At 70.5% G+C, this 15,092-nt stretch carries 15 protein-coding genes, 1 other RNA gene and 1 pseudogene; 15 read left to right on the top strand and 2 right to left on the bottom strand.

Features of this window, described 5'->3' with window-relative positions; all coding sequences use genetic code 11:
* The first annotated feature begins 10 nt into the window (after positions 1-10).
* Both prfB and H181DRAFT_RS29585 read left to right on the top strand, forming a co-directional pair.
* The gene (gene prfB, locus H181DRAFT_RS26475; protein ID WP_052708755.1) at positions 11-1,117 is read left to right on the top strand and encodes a peptide chain release factor 2; all 1,107 of its coding nucleotides are present in this window, start codon (positions 11-13) and stop codon (positions 1,115-1,117) included.
* Positions 1,118-1,368: 251 nt separating this feature from the next.
* A complete protein-coding gene (locus H181DRAFT_RS29585) occupies positions 1,369-2,118 on the top strand; it encodes an LPXTG cell wall anchor domain-containing protein (RefSeq protein WP_045866968.1) in 750 nt (249 codons plus the stop codon).
* A 252-nt stretch (positions 2,119-2,370) separates the two neighbouring features.
* On the opposite strand, the gene H181DRAFT_RS26465 is transcribed toward H181DRAFT_RS29585, so the two are convergent.
* Positions 2,371-2,565, bottom strand: a complete 195-nt coding sequence (locus H181DRAFT_RS26465; RefSeq protein WP_045866967.1) for a hypothetical protein — start codon at positions 2,563-2,565, stop codon at positions 2,371-2,373.
* Positions 2,566-2,880: 315 nt separating this feature from the next.
* Between H181DRAFT_RS26465 and ftsE the strand changes: the two genes are divergently transcribed.
* The 13 genes and pseudogenes from ftsE to H181DRAFT_RS26405 form a co-directional block, all read left to right on the top strand.
* Positions 2,881-3,570: a cell division ATP-binding protein FtsE gene (gene ftsE / locus H181DRAFT_RS26460; RefSeq protein WP_045866966.1), complete on the top strand. Its 690-nt coding sequence runs from the start codon at positions 2,881-2,883 to the stop codon at positions 3,568-3,570.
* Positions 3,571-3,666: 96 nt separating this feature from the next.
* Positions 3,667-4,578: a permease-like cell division protein FtsX gene (gene ftsX / locus H181DRAFT_RS26455; RefSeq protein ID WP_045866965.1), complete on the top strand. Its 912-nt coding sequence runs from the start codon at positions 3,667-3,669 to the stop codon at positions 4,576-4,578.
* A gap of 155 nt (positions 4,579-4,733) precedes the next feature.
* Complete coding sequence (locus H181DRAFT_RS26450) at positions 4,734-5,951, top strand: S41 family peptidase (RefSeq protein WP_045866964.1); 1,218 nt, start codon at positions 4,734-4,736, stop codon at positions 5,949-5,951.
* 18 nt (positions 5,952-5,969) lie between these two features.
* Positions 5,970-6,494 (top strand): SsrA-binding protein SmpB, encoded by a 525-nt coding sequence (smpB, locus tag H181DRAFT_RS26445; RefSeq protein WP_045866963.1) that lies wholly within the window; start codon positions 5,970-5,972, stop codon positions 6,492-6,494.
* Positions 6,495-6,700: 206 nt separating this feature from the next.
* Positions 6,701-7,071, top strand: a transfer-messenger RNA (tmRNA) gene (ssrA, locus tag H181DRAFT_RS26440).
* 491 nt (positions 7,072-7,562) lie between these two features.
* Positions 7,563-8,231: a GOLPH3/VPS74 family protein gene (locus H181DRAFT_RS26435; protein ID WP_045866962.1), complete on the top strand. Its 669-nt coding sequence runs from the start codon at positions 7,563-7,565 to the stop codon at positions 8,229-8,231.
* A 20-nt stretch (positions 8,232-8,251) separates the two neighbouring features.
* The gene (locus H181DRAFT_RS26430; RefSeq protein WP_045866961.1) at positions 8,252-9,235 is read left to right on the top strand and encodes an oxygenase MpaB family protein; all 984 of its coding nucleotides are present in this window, start codon (positions 8,252-8,254) and stop codon (positions 9,233-9,235) included.
* Positions 9,192-9,425, top strand: coding sequence for a putative leader peptide (locus tag H181DRAFT_RS30305; protein ID WP_368073300.1), 234 nt, complete (start codon positions 9,192-9,194; stop codon positions 9,423-9,425). Before H181DRAFT_RS26430 ends, H181DRAFT_RS30305 begins: the two co-directional genes overlap by 44 nt.
* A 149-nt stretch (positions 9,426-9,574) precedes the next feature.
* Positions 9,575-10,684, top strand: a complete 1,110-nt coding sequence (locus tag H181DRAFT_RS26425; RefSeq protein WP_045866960.1) for an ABC transporter substrate-binding protein — start codon at positions 9,575-9,577, stop codon at positions 10,682-10,684.
* Positions 10,681-11,532 (top strand): ABC transporter permease, encoded by an 852-nt coding sequence (locus tag H181DRAFT_RS26420; protein WP_045866959.1) that lies wholly within the window; start codon positions 10,681-10,683, stop codon positions 11,530-11,532. The genes H181DRAFT_RS26425 and H181DRAFT_RS26420 overlap by 4 nt, the downstream gene beginning before the upstream one ends.
* Positions 11,508-12,281: an ABC transporter ATP-binding protein gene (locus H181DRAFT_RS26415; RefSeq protein ID WP_045866958.1), complete on the top strand. Its 774-nt coding sequence runs from the start codon at positions 11,508-11,510 to the stop codon at positions 12,279-12,281. Before H181DRAFT_RS26420 ends, H181DRAFT_RS26415 begins: the two co-directional genes overlap by 25 nt.
* Positions 12,278-12,481, top strand: coding sequence for a hypothetical protein (locus tag H181DRAFT_RS26410; RefSeq protein ID WP_045866957.1), 204 nt, complete (start codon positions 12,278-12,280; stop codon positions 12,479-12,481). The genes H181DRAFT_RS26415 and H181DRAFT_RS26410 overlap by 4 nt, the downstream gene beginning before the upstream one ends.
* A 104-nt stretch (positions 12,482-12,585) precedes the next feature.
* Positions 12,586-13,653, top strand: a pseudogene (locus H181DRAFT_RS26405) (LLM class flavin-dependent oxidoreductase); the annotation flags it as partial.
* A 151-nt stretch (positions 13,654-13,804) separates the two neighbouring features.
* Here the strand turns inward: H181DRAFT_RS26405 and H181DRAFT_RS26400 are convergent.
* Positions 13,805-15,088: an MFS transporter gene (locus H181DRAFT_RS26400; protein WP_045867005.1), complete on the bottom strand. Its 1,284-nt coding sequence runs from the start codon at positions 15,086-15,088 to the stop codon at positions 13,805-13,807.
* Between the last annotated feature and the right edge of the window lie 4 nt (positions 15,089-15,092).

Below are 15,092 nucleotides of genomic sequence, written 5' to 3'. Positions count from 1 at the left end.
GGGTGGAGGTGTGGCAGCCCCCGATTTTTCCGAAGAGCTCAAGTCCCTCTCCTCCACCATGGAGTCGATCGAGGCAGTGATCGACCTCGACAGGATGAGGGCAGATATCGCGTCGCTCGAGGAGCAGGCGGCGGCCCCCGACCTGTGGGACGACGTGGAACGCGCGCAGCAGGTCACCAGCAGGTTGTCGTATCTGCAGGGCCAGCTGCGCAGGGTCGAGGAGCTGCGCTCGCGCATCGACGACGTCGAGGTGCTCTTCGAACTCGCCGAGAGCGAGGACGACACGGACGCGCGCACCGAGGCCCAGTCCGAGCTGGAGTCTCTGCGCAAGGCTGTGGACGAGATGGAGGTCCGCACCCTGCTCTCCGGTGAGTACGACCCCCGGGAGGCCGTCGTCAGCGTCCGCGCGGAGGCGGGCGGCGTCGACGCGGCGGACTTCGCCGAGCAGCTCATGCGGATGTATCTGCGCTGGAGCGAGCGCAAGGGCCACCCCACCGAGGTCTTCGACATCAGCTACGCGGAGGAGGCGGGCATCAAGTCCGCGACGTTCGCGGTGAAAGCGCCGTACGCGTACGGCACTCTCTCCGTCGAGCAGGGCACCCACCGCATGGTGCGCATCTCCCCGTTCGACAACCAGGGGCGCCGCCAGACCTCCTTCGCCGGTGTCGAGGTGCTGCCGGTGGTGGAGCAGGTCGACCACATCGACATCCCGGAGAACGAACTGCGGATCGACGTCTTCCGCTCCTCCGGTCCGGGCGGCCAGTCGGTCAACACGACCGACTCGGCGGTCCGTATGACGCACATCCCCACCGGCATCGTCGTCTCCTGCCAGAACGAGAAGTCGCAGATCCAGAACCGCGCGGCCGCCATGCGCGTCATGCAGTCACGCCTGCTGGCCCACCGCCGGCAGGAGGAGCAGGCGAAGATGGACGCGCTCAAGGGCGACGGCGGCAACTCGTGGGGCAGCCAGATGCGTTCGTACGTCCTGCACCCTTATCAAATGGTGAAGGATCTGCGGACGGAACATGAAGTCGGTAATCCCCAGGGCGTTCTCGACGGCGATATCGACGGCTTTCTCGAGGCCGGTATCCGCTGGCGCAAGCAGCAGGACCAGTAGCGGCCGCGGCGGAATCCCGCTGCCGCAGATAACGATTTGAGCCCCATCCGCCGAACTGGCCTGTCCACATGGGCATTTCACACTGTCTTCGCTTGACGGAGGTGTGAAAACTGGGAAAGCTGTCCGCTCGGCATGCCTGTGTCAGGGGCGCGTGCGGGGGTGAGCGGACGAGTCCGTGTCCCTACTGAGGCTCCGCAGCCCGTCACACAGCTGCTCCACTGAAAAATGAAACTACTGGGGGTAGTTGGCCAATGATCAAATCGAAGACGCGGCTGCGTGTGGCGCGCGTTGCTGCCGGCGCTGTGTTCGCCGTCGGCGCCTCGCTCACGGCCGCGGGCGCCGCGGAGGCCGCGGACGGCGGCGAGTCCGCCGCCAAGCAGCAGGACGGCCTCATCGGCGGAATCCTCGGTGGCGTGATCGGCGGTGGCGACAGCGGCGGCACCGGCGGGGAGACCGACGGCGGCACGACTGGTGACACCACCACGGGCGGTGACACCGAGGGCACCGTCTCCGGTGGCGACGACACCGGCGGTGACACCGAGGGCACCGTGTCCGGTGGCGACACCGGTGGCGACACCGGTGGTGACACGGGCGGCGACATCGGTGGTGACACCGGTGGCGACACCGGTGGTGACACGGGCGGCGACAACGGCGGCGACACGGGTGGTGACACCGGCGGTGACACCGGTGGTGACACGGGCGGCAGCACCGGTGGCGACACCGGCGGCGGCGAGGAGCCGGCCACCATCGGCGGTTCCGGCGGCGGCGACGACACCTGCGACCTGAACGACGACAGCGTCGAGTGCGAAGGCAGCAACACCCAGCCGGACAGCACCGACAGCCAGCCGGTCGAGCAGCAGCCGCAGGCCCCGAAGGAGGAGCTGGCGGACACCGGTTCCTCCGAGACCGCCTTCCTGCTGGTCGGTGCCGCGACGATGATCGCGGGCGGCGTCGCCTTCCGCATGATGCCGCGCATGATCAACCGCCGTACGGCCGCCTGACGTCCGTACATGAGCGGTAGGCCGCAGCGCGCGTGATCCACTCACGCGCACGCGAGCAGAGCGAGGGGCCCGGAACAGCGCACAGCGCCGTTCCGGGCCCCTCGTACGTTCAGGATCGCGGCGCCCTGGCGGGCGGTTCGTGATCACGCTTTTCGTACGCGTCCGCGGGGCTGCGCGTCCGCGGGAGACCGTCTGTGGCGGCCCGGCTGCGCGGTGGCACCGACGGCTACCGGACGCTCCGACTGCGCACGGTTACGCGACGGCCACCCGCTGCGCGAGGAAGGCCACGGCCAGCAGGGCGAGAAGCAGAGTGAGGAGCGTCATCGGCGAGAGGCCGCCGAGGGGGGACTCCCGGTGCAGCCGCTCGCGGTGGGCGCGGCAGACGGAGCAGCGCCCCTCGCTCACGGGGCCTGCGCAGTTGGCACACACCAGTCGGTCGCATGTCATGCGAGATCCTCCTCTGTCTGCCAACGAGGCCCCGGAGGCTTTGGTTCCCCGGGCTCCTCGTTCCACTGTGCCAGGCTCCACGGCCGGACGCAGAGGCATCCCCGTGCGGGGTTCCCGGGCGGTTCGAGTGCCCCCTCTGCCGGGTTTGTACCTATAGGCACCGTGACCGAACCCACCAACGACGGACGCCGACTGCGCGCCCTCCGCCCGTTCGCGTAAGGTCGCCACACCCCACCCAGCTGACGCTGGGAGGTCCCCGAGGGAGCCGCGCCCGCGGCTCCCGCCGCCCCTACCCCAGGCCGACGTGGTGTATCCGTGATCCGATTCGACAGCGTCTCCAAGTCCTACCCCAAGCAGAACCGCCCGGCCCTCCACGACGTGTCGCTGGAGGTCGAGCGCGGTGAGTTCGTCTTCCTGGTGGGTTCGTCCGGCTCCGGCAAGTCCACCTTCCTGCGGCTAATTCTCCGCGAGGAGAGGGCCAGCCAGGGCCAGGTGCACGTCCTGGGCAAGGACCTCGCGCGGCTGTCCAACTGGAAGGTGCCGCAGATGCGCCGCCAGCTCGGAACGGTGTTCCAGGACTTCAGGCTGCTGGCCAACAAGACGGTCGGTGAGAACGTCGCCTTCGCGCTCGAGGTCATCGGCAAGTCCCGTGGCCAGATCCGCAAGACCGTGCCCGAGGTCCTCGACCTGGTCGGCCTGGGCGGCAAAGAGGACCGCATGCCCGGGGAGCTCTCCGGCGGCGAGCAGCAGCGGGTGGCCATCGCCCGCGCCTTCGCGAACCGTCCGATGCTGCTGATCGCGGACGAGCCGACCGGCAACCTCGACCCGCAGACCTCGGTGGGAATCATGAAGCTGCTGGACCGGATCAACCGGACCGGCACGACGGTCGTCATGGCCACGCACGACCAGCAGATCGTCGACCAGATGCGCAAGCGCGTCATCGAGCTGGAGCGCGGGCGGCTCGTGCGTGACCAGTCGCGCGGCGTCTACGGCTACCAGCACTGAGCCGGGCACGGGCGCTTCCCGGTGCGGCCGGGCCGCCCGTGAGGCAACGGTCTGAGCAGTCTGAGCAGTTGAGACAGCAAACACTGAAAGGACGCCATGCGCGCCCAGTTCGTACTGTCGGAGATCAGCGTCGGTCTCCGCCGCAATCTCACGATGACCTTCGCGGTGATCGTGTCGGTCGCCTTGTCGCTGGCGCTCGCGGGTGGTTCCCTGCTCGCCCGCGAGCAGGTCAGCACGATGAAGGGCTACTGGTACGACAAGGTCCAGGTGTCGGTCTACCTCTGCAACGAGAACGACGCGGAGTCCGATCCCAACTGCGCCAAGGGCGCCGTCACCGCCGAGCAGAAGCAGCAGATCCGGTCGGAGCTGGAGAAGCTGCGCGTGGTCGACAAGGTCTACCACGAGTCCGCCGACGAGGCGTTCAAGCACTACCAGGAGCAGTTCAAGGACTCCCCGCTCGCGGACTCCCTCACCCCGGACCAGATGCAGGAGTCCTACCGGGTCAAGCTCAAGGACCCCACCAAGTACCGGGTCGTGCAGACCGCGTTCAGTGAGAGACCGGGCGTGCAGGAGGTCCAGGACCAGCGGAACCTGCTGGAGAACCTCTTCAACCTGCTCAACGGCATGAACATCGCCGCCCTGTTCGTGATGGGGCTGATGCTCGTCGTGGCGCTGCTGCTGATCGTCAACACGGTCAGGGTCTCCGCGTTCAGCAGGCGGCGGGAGACGGGGATCATGCGGCTCGTGGGGGCGTCCAGCTTCTACATCCAGATGCCGTTCATCCTGGAGGCCGCCATCGCGGGCCTGATCGGCGCGGGCTTCGCGTGCGTCCTCCTCCTCGGCGGCAAGTTCTTCCTCATCGACAGCTGGCTGGCCGACAAGATCGCGCTGATCAACTTCATCGGCTGGGACGCCGTGTTCAAGGTGCTGCCGCTGCTGATCGCCGTCGGCGTCCTGATGCCGGCCGTGGCAGCGTTCTTCACGCTGCGCAAGTACCTCAAGGTGTGACGCACGACGCGGGCGCCTTACGGCCAACGGCCCGTACGGCGCCCGCAGTCTGGCTTAGACTCCGAATCATGTCGGACTCGTGGTATTCCGGACCATCCCCCGACAAACGAAGGGGGAGTCCCCGGCAGCAGTTGCGCCGAGGGACCGGTCTGGCATTGGTTTTCGCGGGCGTCCTCGCGACGGGCGCCGCAACCGGCGCCTGGGGTGAGGGAGTTCAGCCCGGCGCCGGCCCGAACGACAGCGCCGCGGGCCCTCTTCCCGCGAGCGCGCACTTCGGCGGGGACGGCGCGCGGGCAGCGCACGGCAAGGCGGGCGGCACGCACGACGACGGCCGCGCCCCCGACGGCCACGCGGAGGCCGAGGAACTGGTGAGCCGCAGCGGCGACCGCTGGTCCGCCGCCTACACCGCCCGGGAGTACGAGGGCCTCAAGCAGACGCTCGACGGCGAGTACGTCGGCGTCGGCATCTCCGTCCGGCGCGAGCGCGGCTCCCGGGCGACGCTCTCCGTGACCGTGGCCCGGGTCCTGCCCGGAAGCCCGGCCGACCGTGCCGGCATCAGACGCGGCGACCGGCTCGTCGCCGTCGACGGCGAAGACGTCGCGGAGCGGCCCGTCACGGACGTAGTGGCCCGCCTTCGGGGCTCCGCCGGACAGGGGCGGGACGCCAGACCCGCCGAGCCGGGCAGCTCCGTCGAGCTCCGGCTCGACCGCGACGGACGGCACCGGACGGAGACGCTGAAGCGCGAGCGGCTCACGGTCGACGCCGTCACCGTCGGGCCCACGGCCGGCGGCGCGACGCGGATCAAGGTCTCCTCCTTCACCAAGGGCTCCGCGCGGCAGATCCACCGCGCGGTGGCCGAACACGTGCCGGAGGGCGGGGGCATCCTGCTCGACCTCCGCGGCAACGCGGGCGGCCTGGTCAGCGAGGCGGTCGAGGCGGCCTCGGCGTTCCTCGACGGCGGCCTCGTCGCCACGTACGAGGAGAACGGCACCCAGCGGGCCCTGTACGCGGACGGCGGAGCGAGCGGCAACGCCCGTGCCGTGCAGGCGTCGTCGGGAGGATCGGCCGCGCATCCGTTGGTGGTGCTGGTGGACGGCGGCACGATGAGCGCCGCCGAGCTGCTCACGGGAGCCCTGCAGGACAGGGGGCGGGCCGTCGTCGTCGGTTCGCGGACCTTCGGCAAGGGCTCCGTCCAGATGCCGCGGAAGCTCTCCGACGGTTCCGTCGCCGAGCTGACGGTCGGGCACTACGCGACGCCCTCGGGCCGGACCCTGGACGGGAAGGGCATCACCCCGGACCTGTCCGTGGCCGCGTCCGGGAACGCCGCCGAGCGGGCCCGCACAGTATTGAGTGGCCTGCAGCCCCGTCCTTAGTGGAAGAATGGCCTGGCTATGGCGAAGAAGGACGGCAAGAACAAGGGCAAGGGCAAGGCCAAGGACGCACAGGGCCGGCAGCTCATCGCGCAGAACAAGAAGGCGCGGCACGACTACCTCATCCTGGACACCTTCGAGTGCGGGATCGTCCTGACGGGAACGGAGGTCAAGTCACTGCGGCAAGGGCGCGCATCGCTCGTCGACGGCTTCGGCCAGATCGACGGCGGCGAGGTCTGGCTGCACAACGTCCACATCCCCGAATACGCGCAGGGCACGTGGACGAACCACACGGCCCGGCGGAAGCGGAAGCTGCTGCTGCACCGGTACGAGATCGACAAGCTGATCGGGAAGACCCAGGAGACGGGCCACACCCTGGTCCCGCTCGTCCTGTACTTCCTGAACGGGCGGGCCAAGGTCGAGCTCGCCCTCGCCAAGGGCAAGAAGGAGTACGACAAGCGCCAGACCCTGCGCGAGAAGCAGGACCGCCGCGAGTCGGAGCGGGCGATGTCTGCCGCCCGCCGGAGGCAGAGAGTACGCGCCTGAACACGGTGCGCTCCCGGTCGCGGGAGGCGCCCGCACCGGCGGTGCGCCGAGCCGGTTCCGGAGCCCCGGGAGGACGGGAGCGTGCGGCGGGCGAGGGGCTCACGGGAACAACTGCCGGACGTTAACAGTTGGCACCGTCATGGCCGGGTCACGTACCATGGTCAGCGGCGCAGCCCGAGAGGCCGCGTGGTTTGTCAACTCAACATGGGGATGATCGGTTTCGACAGCGGATGTCGAAGTAGGTGAAGCGAGCCGAGGAACGCGGCAATGATCTCGTTAACCATGTGCCGCAAAAAAATAATCGCCAATCAGAAGCGCGATTCCTTCGCCCTCGCTGCCTAAGCAGCGAGCGTGAAGTGTCAGCCCGGGTGCGTTCCCGCCCCGGATCCTGGCATCAGCTAGGGAACTCACCGCGTAGGCCCGGTCACGGGGCCTACCGGGACATCAAACAGTGACTGGGCCCGTCGGAGACTTGTCCACGTGATCTCCGGGGCCGAGAAAATCGAAGTGGACTGCGCTCGGAGAAGCCCTGCTTCCCCTCCGTTGGACGCGGGTTCGATTCCCGCCATCTCCACGAGGTCGAGGGCGACGTGTGTCCGCGGAAAGCGCGGACCGGGTCGCCCTCTTCGTGTTTTGCGAGGCTTCGCCTCGCGGGGCGGGGGCTTCGCCACCCGCACCCCCAGTGGGGGCTTCGCCCCCTACGCCCCCCAGTGGGGGCTTCGCCCCCTACGGCCCCGCGGTGGGTGGGGTTGGTTTTCTGCTTTCTGTTTGGGTTTGCCCCTCTATGGTGCCGTGGTGGGTGGGGTTGGTTTGCGGCTCTCTGTTTCTGGGGGTTTGTCCCCCTGGGGTGCCGTGGGGTTTTGCTTTCTGTTTGTCGGGGTTCGGTCTTCTGTGACCCCTTTGAGGCTGAGTTGGTTTCCGGTATCCCTATTTGCAGAGACCTGTCGTCGGGCAACTCTTGTGCGGCAAGGGGTGGTTGCTGCCCGAGCGGAGCTCGTCGCGGGTGCCGGGCCGGAAGGTCGGAACTCAGCCCTTCGGTCGTGACGGCTTTCGTGCTGTGATGGCCTCATGGAACGTACGGACAGCAACAGCCAGCTCACCCTCCCGGCCGAGATCTACCTCCTCGCCTGCGACCTGGACACGGAGAAGCTCACGAAGCGTGACGTCATCGGGAACGTCCTGCGGGCGGCGGTGCTCGTCGAACTGACCGACCGGGGATGCCTCACCGACGACGGGGGCAAGGCCCGCACGATGGGCGACCGGCGCACCGGCGATCCGGTGCTCGACGACGCCCTGCGCGGGATAGCGGCCGACAAGCCCCGCAAGTGGAAGGCCCTGGTGCAGCTGCACCGCAAGCAGGGTTTCCAGGCCGTCGAGCAGCAGCTCGAACGGGCGCGTCTCATCGCCATCGAGCGCCGCACCTGGCGGTACGACCGGATCGTGGTCAAGGAGCAGGCCCTCGTGAAGCGGCTGCGAGCGGAGGTCGTCGAGACGCTGACGAGCGGGCGTCCCGTGAAGGACTACAGCACCCGCCAGGCCGCGCTGACCGCGCTCGCCGCCGCCGGCCGGTTCCCGACCGTCATCTCCGGCAAGGACCAGCGCGAACACAAGAAGCGCATCGAGGCGCTGACGGAGCGCGCCGGAGAGGCGGGTCCCGCGCTGAAGAGGGCGCTGAACGACATGCAGGTCGCCACCATGATCGCGGTGGGCGCCGCCATCTCCGCAGGCTCCAGCTGACCCGGGGCGGGAGGAGCCGTATGGCCGAGGAGCCCCGCGCCCGGCCGGTCTCCCGCGCGGCGGACGTGGAGCCGCTCGGCCCCGGGTCGCTGACGTGGGAGTACTTCGGAGACTGGCGTGGGGTGCTGCTCGCGCCCTGGGCGGGCGCGATGCAGAACATGCACCCGGGCCTGGGTGCCGGCGTGGCCGGGCACTCGCGCTTCTTCGAGGAGCGGTGGCAGCGGCTCTTCCGCTCGCTCTATCCGATCGGCGGCGTCGTCTACGACGGTCCGAAGGCCGCGGAGACGGCACGGCAGGTGCGCGGATTCCACGACGCGATCAAGGGCGTGGACGACCAGGGGCGTCCGTACCACGCACTCGACCCCGACACCTTCTACTGGGCGCACTCCACGTTCTTCATGCTCACGCTGCTCGTGGCCGACCGCTTCGGGCCCGGTCTGAGCGAAGCCGAGAAGCACCGGCTCTTCGACGAGCACGTCACGTGGTGGCGGCTCTACGGGATGAGCATGCGTCCGGTGCCGGAGAGCTGGCCCGCCTTCCTCGCGTACTGGGACCGGATGGCGTCCGAAGTGCTGGAGGACAACCGGCCTGCCCGTGACGTCCTCGACATCCGCCGCATCGCCCGGCCCCCGGCCCTGTCGTGGATGCCGCACGCGGTGTGGCGGGCGCTGCGCGGGCCGCAGGCACGCTTCACCGTCTGGTTCACGGTCGGTCTCTTCCCGCCCGCGGTGCGGGAGCGCCTCGGTTACCGGTGGACCGTGCGGGACGAGCGCCGGCTGCGGCGTATCGGCAGGGCCGTGCACCACGTGTGGCGGCTGGTGCCCTTCAGGTTCCGCTACCACCCGCGGGCCAGGGCGGGCTGGGAGCGCGAGGCGGGGCGGCGGTCCGCGCACGCGCCTCGCGTCGAGTCCCCTGAGCGGTACGCGCCCCTCCCGGACGAACGTGACTCGCCCAAGCACTATGCGCCGCCGGGAGGTTGGCAGCCCGGGCGCCGGCAGGAGTAGGGGCGCTGCGGCTGCTCTGTTGCGGGCGGATGGCCCGCGTACGAAGTCCGCGTTGCGTTCCCTCAGCCGGGTGCGCGGGCTGTTGACCCTGGTCAGGGGCGTCGTTAGCTTCGACGCCATGCGCAGATCCCGTCTCACACAGCGACGCGCTGTGGATCTCCGGCGCGTCGCCTCGGCGCTGTGTAGCTGATCTCTTTCCGGAGGCACGCCCTCGCCGTGCCTCCGCGTCTTCTCTGCTCCTGCCGTCTCGCAGGCAGTTCGCGCGTTCTCCTTCCCGTGCTCCGGGCCGGTTGCGCGCGTTCCCCGATCAGCCGCACCAGAACGAACCGGGACACCGACATGCCCAGCCCTCCCTCTGCCGACCGGCAGCGCCGTCGCCGTGAACAGACCCGCGTACGACGGCCTCTCGTACTGCTCGCCGCCCTCACCCTCCCCGCTGCGCTCGTCAGTTGCGCCCAGCAAGAGGACAGCGGGGTCAGCGACGCGAAGCTCGCGAAAACCGAGATCCCCCCGAAGGTCTCGCCCAGGACGACACTCACTGTCGGAGCGCCCGAGGACCGCGTCCTCCTCCGGCTCACCGGAGCCGTGAAGAAGCTGGGCTTCAAGGTGAAGTGGGCGAACATCAGCGGCGGCCCGCAGTGCTCCGAGGCATTCCGGGCGCACTCGCTGGACCTGTGCGCGTCCGCCGAAGTGCCGTCCGTGCACGCCCGCTGGACCGGGCTGGACACGAAGCTCGTTGCCGCAGAGGTACGGAAGCACCCTCTCCGGAATCCCGTCTACCGGCTGGGGATCGCCCCCGGAGCGGGCATCGACTCACTGAAGGACCTGCGCGGGAAGAAGATCGCCTTCAGCCCCGGCCAGGCCCAGGGCGCGCTGGTGCTGCGCATCCTCGCGAAGGCCGGACTGGAGAAGAGCGACGTGAAGCTCGTCGAGATGCCCAGCACCGGCGACGTCTACTCCACCGCTCTCGGCGAGCGACAGGTCGACGCCGCGCCGCTGGGCGCGGTCAACCTCAAGCGCTACCCCGCCAAGTACGGCAAGGAGGGCGGCAAGACGATCCCGCACGGGATACGTGACGACGCCTCGCACCTGTGGGCGCCGACGGAGACCGTCGCCGATCCCCGGAAGGCCGCCGCCGTGCGGGAGTTCGTCGAGCACTGGGCGCGGGCCCAGGTGTGGGCCTACGAGCACCCCGATGAGTGGGTCGAGGAGTACGCGGTGCGGGACCAGGGCCTGAGCCGCGCCGACGGTGCCTACCTGCACAAGCACAACGGCGCCCCGGGGATCCCCGCCGATTGGGACGAGGTCATCGGACGGCACCAGAAGACGATCGACCTGCTGGCGAGGGAGACCGGCCAGGACAGCTTCGACGCGGCGACGCTCTACGACCGCCGTTTCGAGCCCGTGGCGGCAAAGGCCCTGCGCACGGAAGGGGAGGAGAAGCCGTGAGCACCCTGACGAAACCCGCCCCGGGGCGTGCCGCCGGCGGGGACCGGCCGGGGCGCGCACCCGGGGCGCGGGGCCCGCGCCTCGCTCCGGGCCGTCCGCGCCGCTTCGGCAAGGCGCTCGGGCCCGTGGTGCTGGTCGCCGTCTGGTCGGCGGGTTCCGCGGCGGGTCTCATAGAGCCCCGTCTGCTGTCGCCGCCCTGGACCGTCGTGTCCACCGCGGGAGACCTGATCGCCGACGGCAGACTCCAAGGGCATCTCGCCACCTCGGCTCAACGGGCCCTGCTCGGCCTGGTGTTCGGAACGGCCGCCGGCCTGCTGCTCGCGGTCGCCGCCGGACTCAGCCGCATCGGTGAGGGGCTGATCGACGGGCCGGTGCAGATGAAGCGGGCGCTGCCGTCGCTGGCGCTCGTGCCGCTGCTCGTCCTGTGGTTCGGCATCGGCGAGACGATGAAGGTCGTCACCGTCGCGCTCGCCGTCTTCGTGCCCGTCTACATCCACACGCACAACGGGCTGCGCACCATCGACAGCCGCTACGTCGAACTGTCGGAGACGGTGCGGCTCACCCGCCGCCGGTTCGTACGCCATGTGGTGCTGCCCGGCGCGCTCCCCGGCTTCCTGCTGGGGATGCGGTTCGCCGTGACGGCGGCCTGGCTGGCGCTCGTCGTCGTGGAACAAGTCAACGCCACCAGCGGACTCGGCTACATGATGGAGCTGGCGCGTACGTACGGGCAGACCGAGATCATCATCGTCGGACTGGTCGTGTACGGGCTGCTGGGTCTCCTCTCCGACGGGCTGGTCCGGTACACCGAGAGGAGGGTGCTGTCATGGCGACGGACACTCGCGAACTGAGCGCCGCAGGACGAGGGCGGGCAGCCGTCCGCATCAGGGGGCTGGAGCGCTCCTTCGGGCCGCGGAAGATCCTCGACGGGCTCGAACTCGACATCTCCCCGGGGGAGTTCGTGGCGCTCCTCGGGCGCAGCGGCTCGGGCAAGTCGACGCTGCTGCGGGCCCTGGCGGGCCTGGACCACGACGTGACGGGCAAGGGCCTGCTGGACGCGCCCGACGATGTCTCCGTCGTCTTCCAGGACGCCCGGCTGCTGCCCTGGAAGCCGGTGCTGGACAACGTCGTTCTCGGACTCGACGGCCCGGGTGCCAGGGAGCGGGGACGTGCGGCGCTGGCCGAAGTCGGCCTCGCCGACCGGGAGTCGGCGTGGCCCGTGGAGCTGTCGGGCGGTGAGCAGCAGCGGGTGTCGCTCGCCCGGTCACTCGTGCGCGAGCCTCAACTCCTGCTGGCGGACGAGCCGTTCGGCGCCCTGGACGCACTGACCCGTATCCGCATGCACGAGTTGCTGCGGAAGCTGTGCGCGGCACACCGTCCGGCAGTGCTCCTCGTGACGCACGACGTCGACGAGGCGATCGAACTCGCCGACCGCGTCGTGGTGCTGGAGCAGGGACGCATCATCGCGGACCTCCCCAGCGGGAACGACGGGCCGCCGCGCCCCGGTACACCGGAACACGCCGCGCTGCGTGGCGAGTTGCTGGCCCGGCTGGGTGTCGGGGCGGCAGAAGCCTCCGCACGCGAGGAGGTGCTCGTATGACCGGCGCCCGGGAGCTTCGTCTGAATCTGTTCGTCTATCCGGGAGGCCATCACGAGGCGGCCTGGCGGCACGGGAGTTCGGACCCCGCGCGGCTTCTGGACATCCGCTTCTACCAGGACCTCGCGCGGTGTGCGGAGGCCGCCGCGTTCGACGGCGTCTTCCTCGCGGACGGCCCGGCCCTCGCGGACAACGTGCGCTAGGCCCTGTCTGGCACATGGCGCCGTCCGCCGCAGGCGGTGCTCGCGGCGGATGGTGCGTGCAGCCCCAAGGCGGAGGATCGCCCTCGTAGTGGGCTACTCGGTCGATGCGACAACGCCGGGGATGTGCGTGCCAGCCGTCGCGAGCAAGGCGAGATGTGTCAAACAGGGCCTACGCCAGCAGGTTCCGGCTGGAGCCCCTGACGTGGCTGTCGGCCGTCGCCGCGGCGACGGAGCGGATCGGCCTCATCGGCACCGCGTCCACCACGTACACGCAGCCGTACAACCTGGCCCGGCTCTTCGCCTCGCTCGACCACCTCAGTGCGGGCAGGGCGGGGTGGAACATCGTCACCACGGGGGCTCCGCAGGCCGCGGCGAACTTCGGCCTCGACGCACACCCCGTGCACGCCGAACGCTACGAGCGCGCCCGTGACTTCCTCGAAGCCGTCACCAAGCTCTGGGACAGCTGGGAGGACGACGCCCTCGTCGCGGACCGGGCCGGCGGTCTCTTCGCCGACACCGACAGGATCCACGCCGTCGACCACGAGGGGCCCCTGGTGCGCGTGAAGGGGCCTCTGAACATCCCCCGTTCGCCGCAGGGGAGGCCCGTATACGTACAGGCGGGATCGTCTCCGGACGGGCGTGCGCTGGCGGCGCGGTACGCGGAGGCCGTCTTCACCGCGCATCAGACGCCGGAGAGCGCCCAGGAGTTCTACGCCGACCTCAAGGGGCGCGCGGCCCGACTCGGCCGCGATCCGGGGCAGTTGCTGGTACTGCCCGGCATCAGCCCGTTCGTCGCCTCCACCGAGGCCGAGGCGAGGCGCCTGCACGAGGAGTTCAACTCGCTGACGCAGCCCGAGTATTCGCTGGAGCTGCTGCACCGGCTGCTGGGCATCCGGCTCTCCCAGGAGGAGCTGGACGGTCCGGTGCCGCGCGAGCTGATCGGGACGGAGGGCGAACGCGGCGACCACAGCCGGTTCCGGCTCGTCCTCGGCATCATCGAGCGTGAGGAGCTCACCGTCCGGCAGCTGCTCCACCGGCTGGCGGGCGCCCGGGGGCACCGCGTCATCGCCGGCACGCCCGAGCAGGTCGCCGATCAGCTCCAGCAGTGGTTCGAGCAGGGAGCGGCCGACGGCTTCAACGTCATGCCGCCCTGGCTGCCGGGCGGGTTCGAGGTCTTCGCGGACGAGGTCGTGCCCATCCTGCGGCGGCGCGGGCTGTTCCGCCACGCCTCACGGGCAGCACACTGCGGGAGCACTACGGGCTGCCCAGGCCGGTGGGGCGCTCTCGGCGGGTGCCGCGCCGCCCGCCGGGGCCGGGCGACGTTCAGCGGCGGAGCGGCACCCCGGGGAGCCCGGTCCTGCGCTCCGCACGCCGCGCCCACGCGGAGCGGAGCGCCGCGGAGGAGGCCGCCGCCGCGGCCAGTACGGCAGCGGCCGGAGGCAGGGTGAACGGGGCCTGGCCCGGCAGGTGTTCGGCGGCCCAGCCCGCCGCGGCCGAACCGCCGGCGATGCCGGTCAGCAGGGCCGTGACGGCCCACGTCATGCCCTCGTTCAGGCGGGCCGGCGGGACCGTCTCCTGGATGAGCGTCATGCCCGTCACCATCGCGGGCGCCGCCCCCATGCCTGCGACGAGCAGGGCCGCCGCCAGAAGCACGAGACTCCCCGTGCTCGCGGCTGCGAACGACACCAGCGCCAGGAGGGCCATCACGCACACCCACAACGCGAACCGGCGGACGAGCGGGCCCGCCGGGGGACGTACGGTGCCGACGAGGAGCCCGGCGACCGCCGAGCCCGTCGCGTGGAAGGCCAGCACCACGCCGGCCGCTGCCTGCTGCCCGCGGTCGTCGGCGAAGGCGATCGTCGCGACCTCCATCGAGCCGAAGACCACGCCGATGCACAGGAACGTCGCCAGCAGCGGGGCCAGGGCGCGCAGCCGGAGAGGGGCGGGCCGCCCTCCCGCCGTCCTCGCCGTCACCGGCGGCTCGGTGCGGCGCTCCCGCAGGAAGATCAGCATGCCCAGGAGCAGCAGTCCCGCCCCCGTCAACGTGCCCGACTCCGGGAGGAGTTGCGTGCACAGGACGGCGGCGACGGGTGGCCCTGCCATGAAGCACAGCTCGTCGGCGGCCTGTTCGAAGGAGTTGGCGGTGTGCCGGGGCCCGGGGTCGTCCCGGAAGAGGTGCGCCCAGCGTGCCCTGGACATCCCTCCGGTGTTGGGCGTCGTCGCCGTGGCGGCGTACGAGGCGAACAAGGTCCAGTCGGGCGCCCCGAACCGTACGCACGCCGCGAGCGACACCGCGCCTCCCGCGGCGATCAGCGTCGCGGGCAGAGCGATCCGTGACTGCCCGTACCGGTCGATGAGCCGCGCCGTCAGCGGTCCCACCACGGCGGTCGCGGCGAGTCCCGTGGCAGTGACGGCTCCCGCCAGCGCGTACGAGCCGCGAGCGGAGGCGATCATGATGACGGCGGAGACCGTGAACATGCCCATGGGCAGCCGCGCGAGCATGCTGCCCGCGGTGAACGCACCCGTTCCCGGTTCGGCGAACAGCCGCCTGTAGGGGGCGAGTCGGCTCCGCAGGGGGTGCGGTCGGGGAGCGGCGGCGCTGGGCATGGGG

This window comes from Streptomyces sp. WMMB 714, assembly GCF_900090125.1.
Lineage (GTDB): Bacteria > Actinomycetota > Actinomycetes > Streptomycetales > Streptomycetaceae > Streptomyces > Streptomyces daqingensis.
The sequence above is the reverse complement of the archived record's forward strand: the minus strand, read 5'-3'. Positions and strand labels throughout refer to the sequence as shown.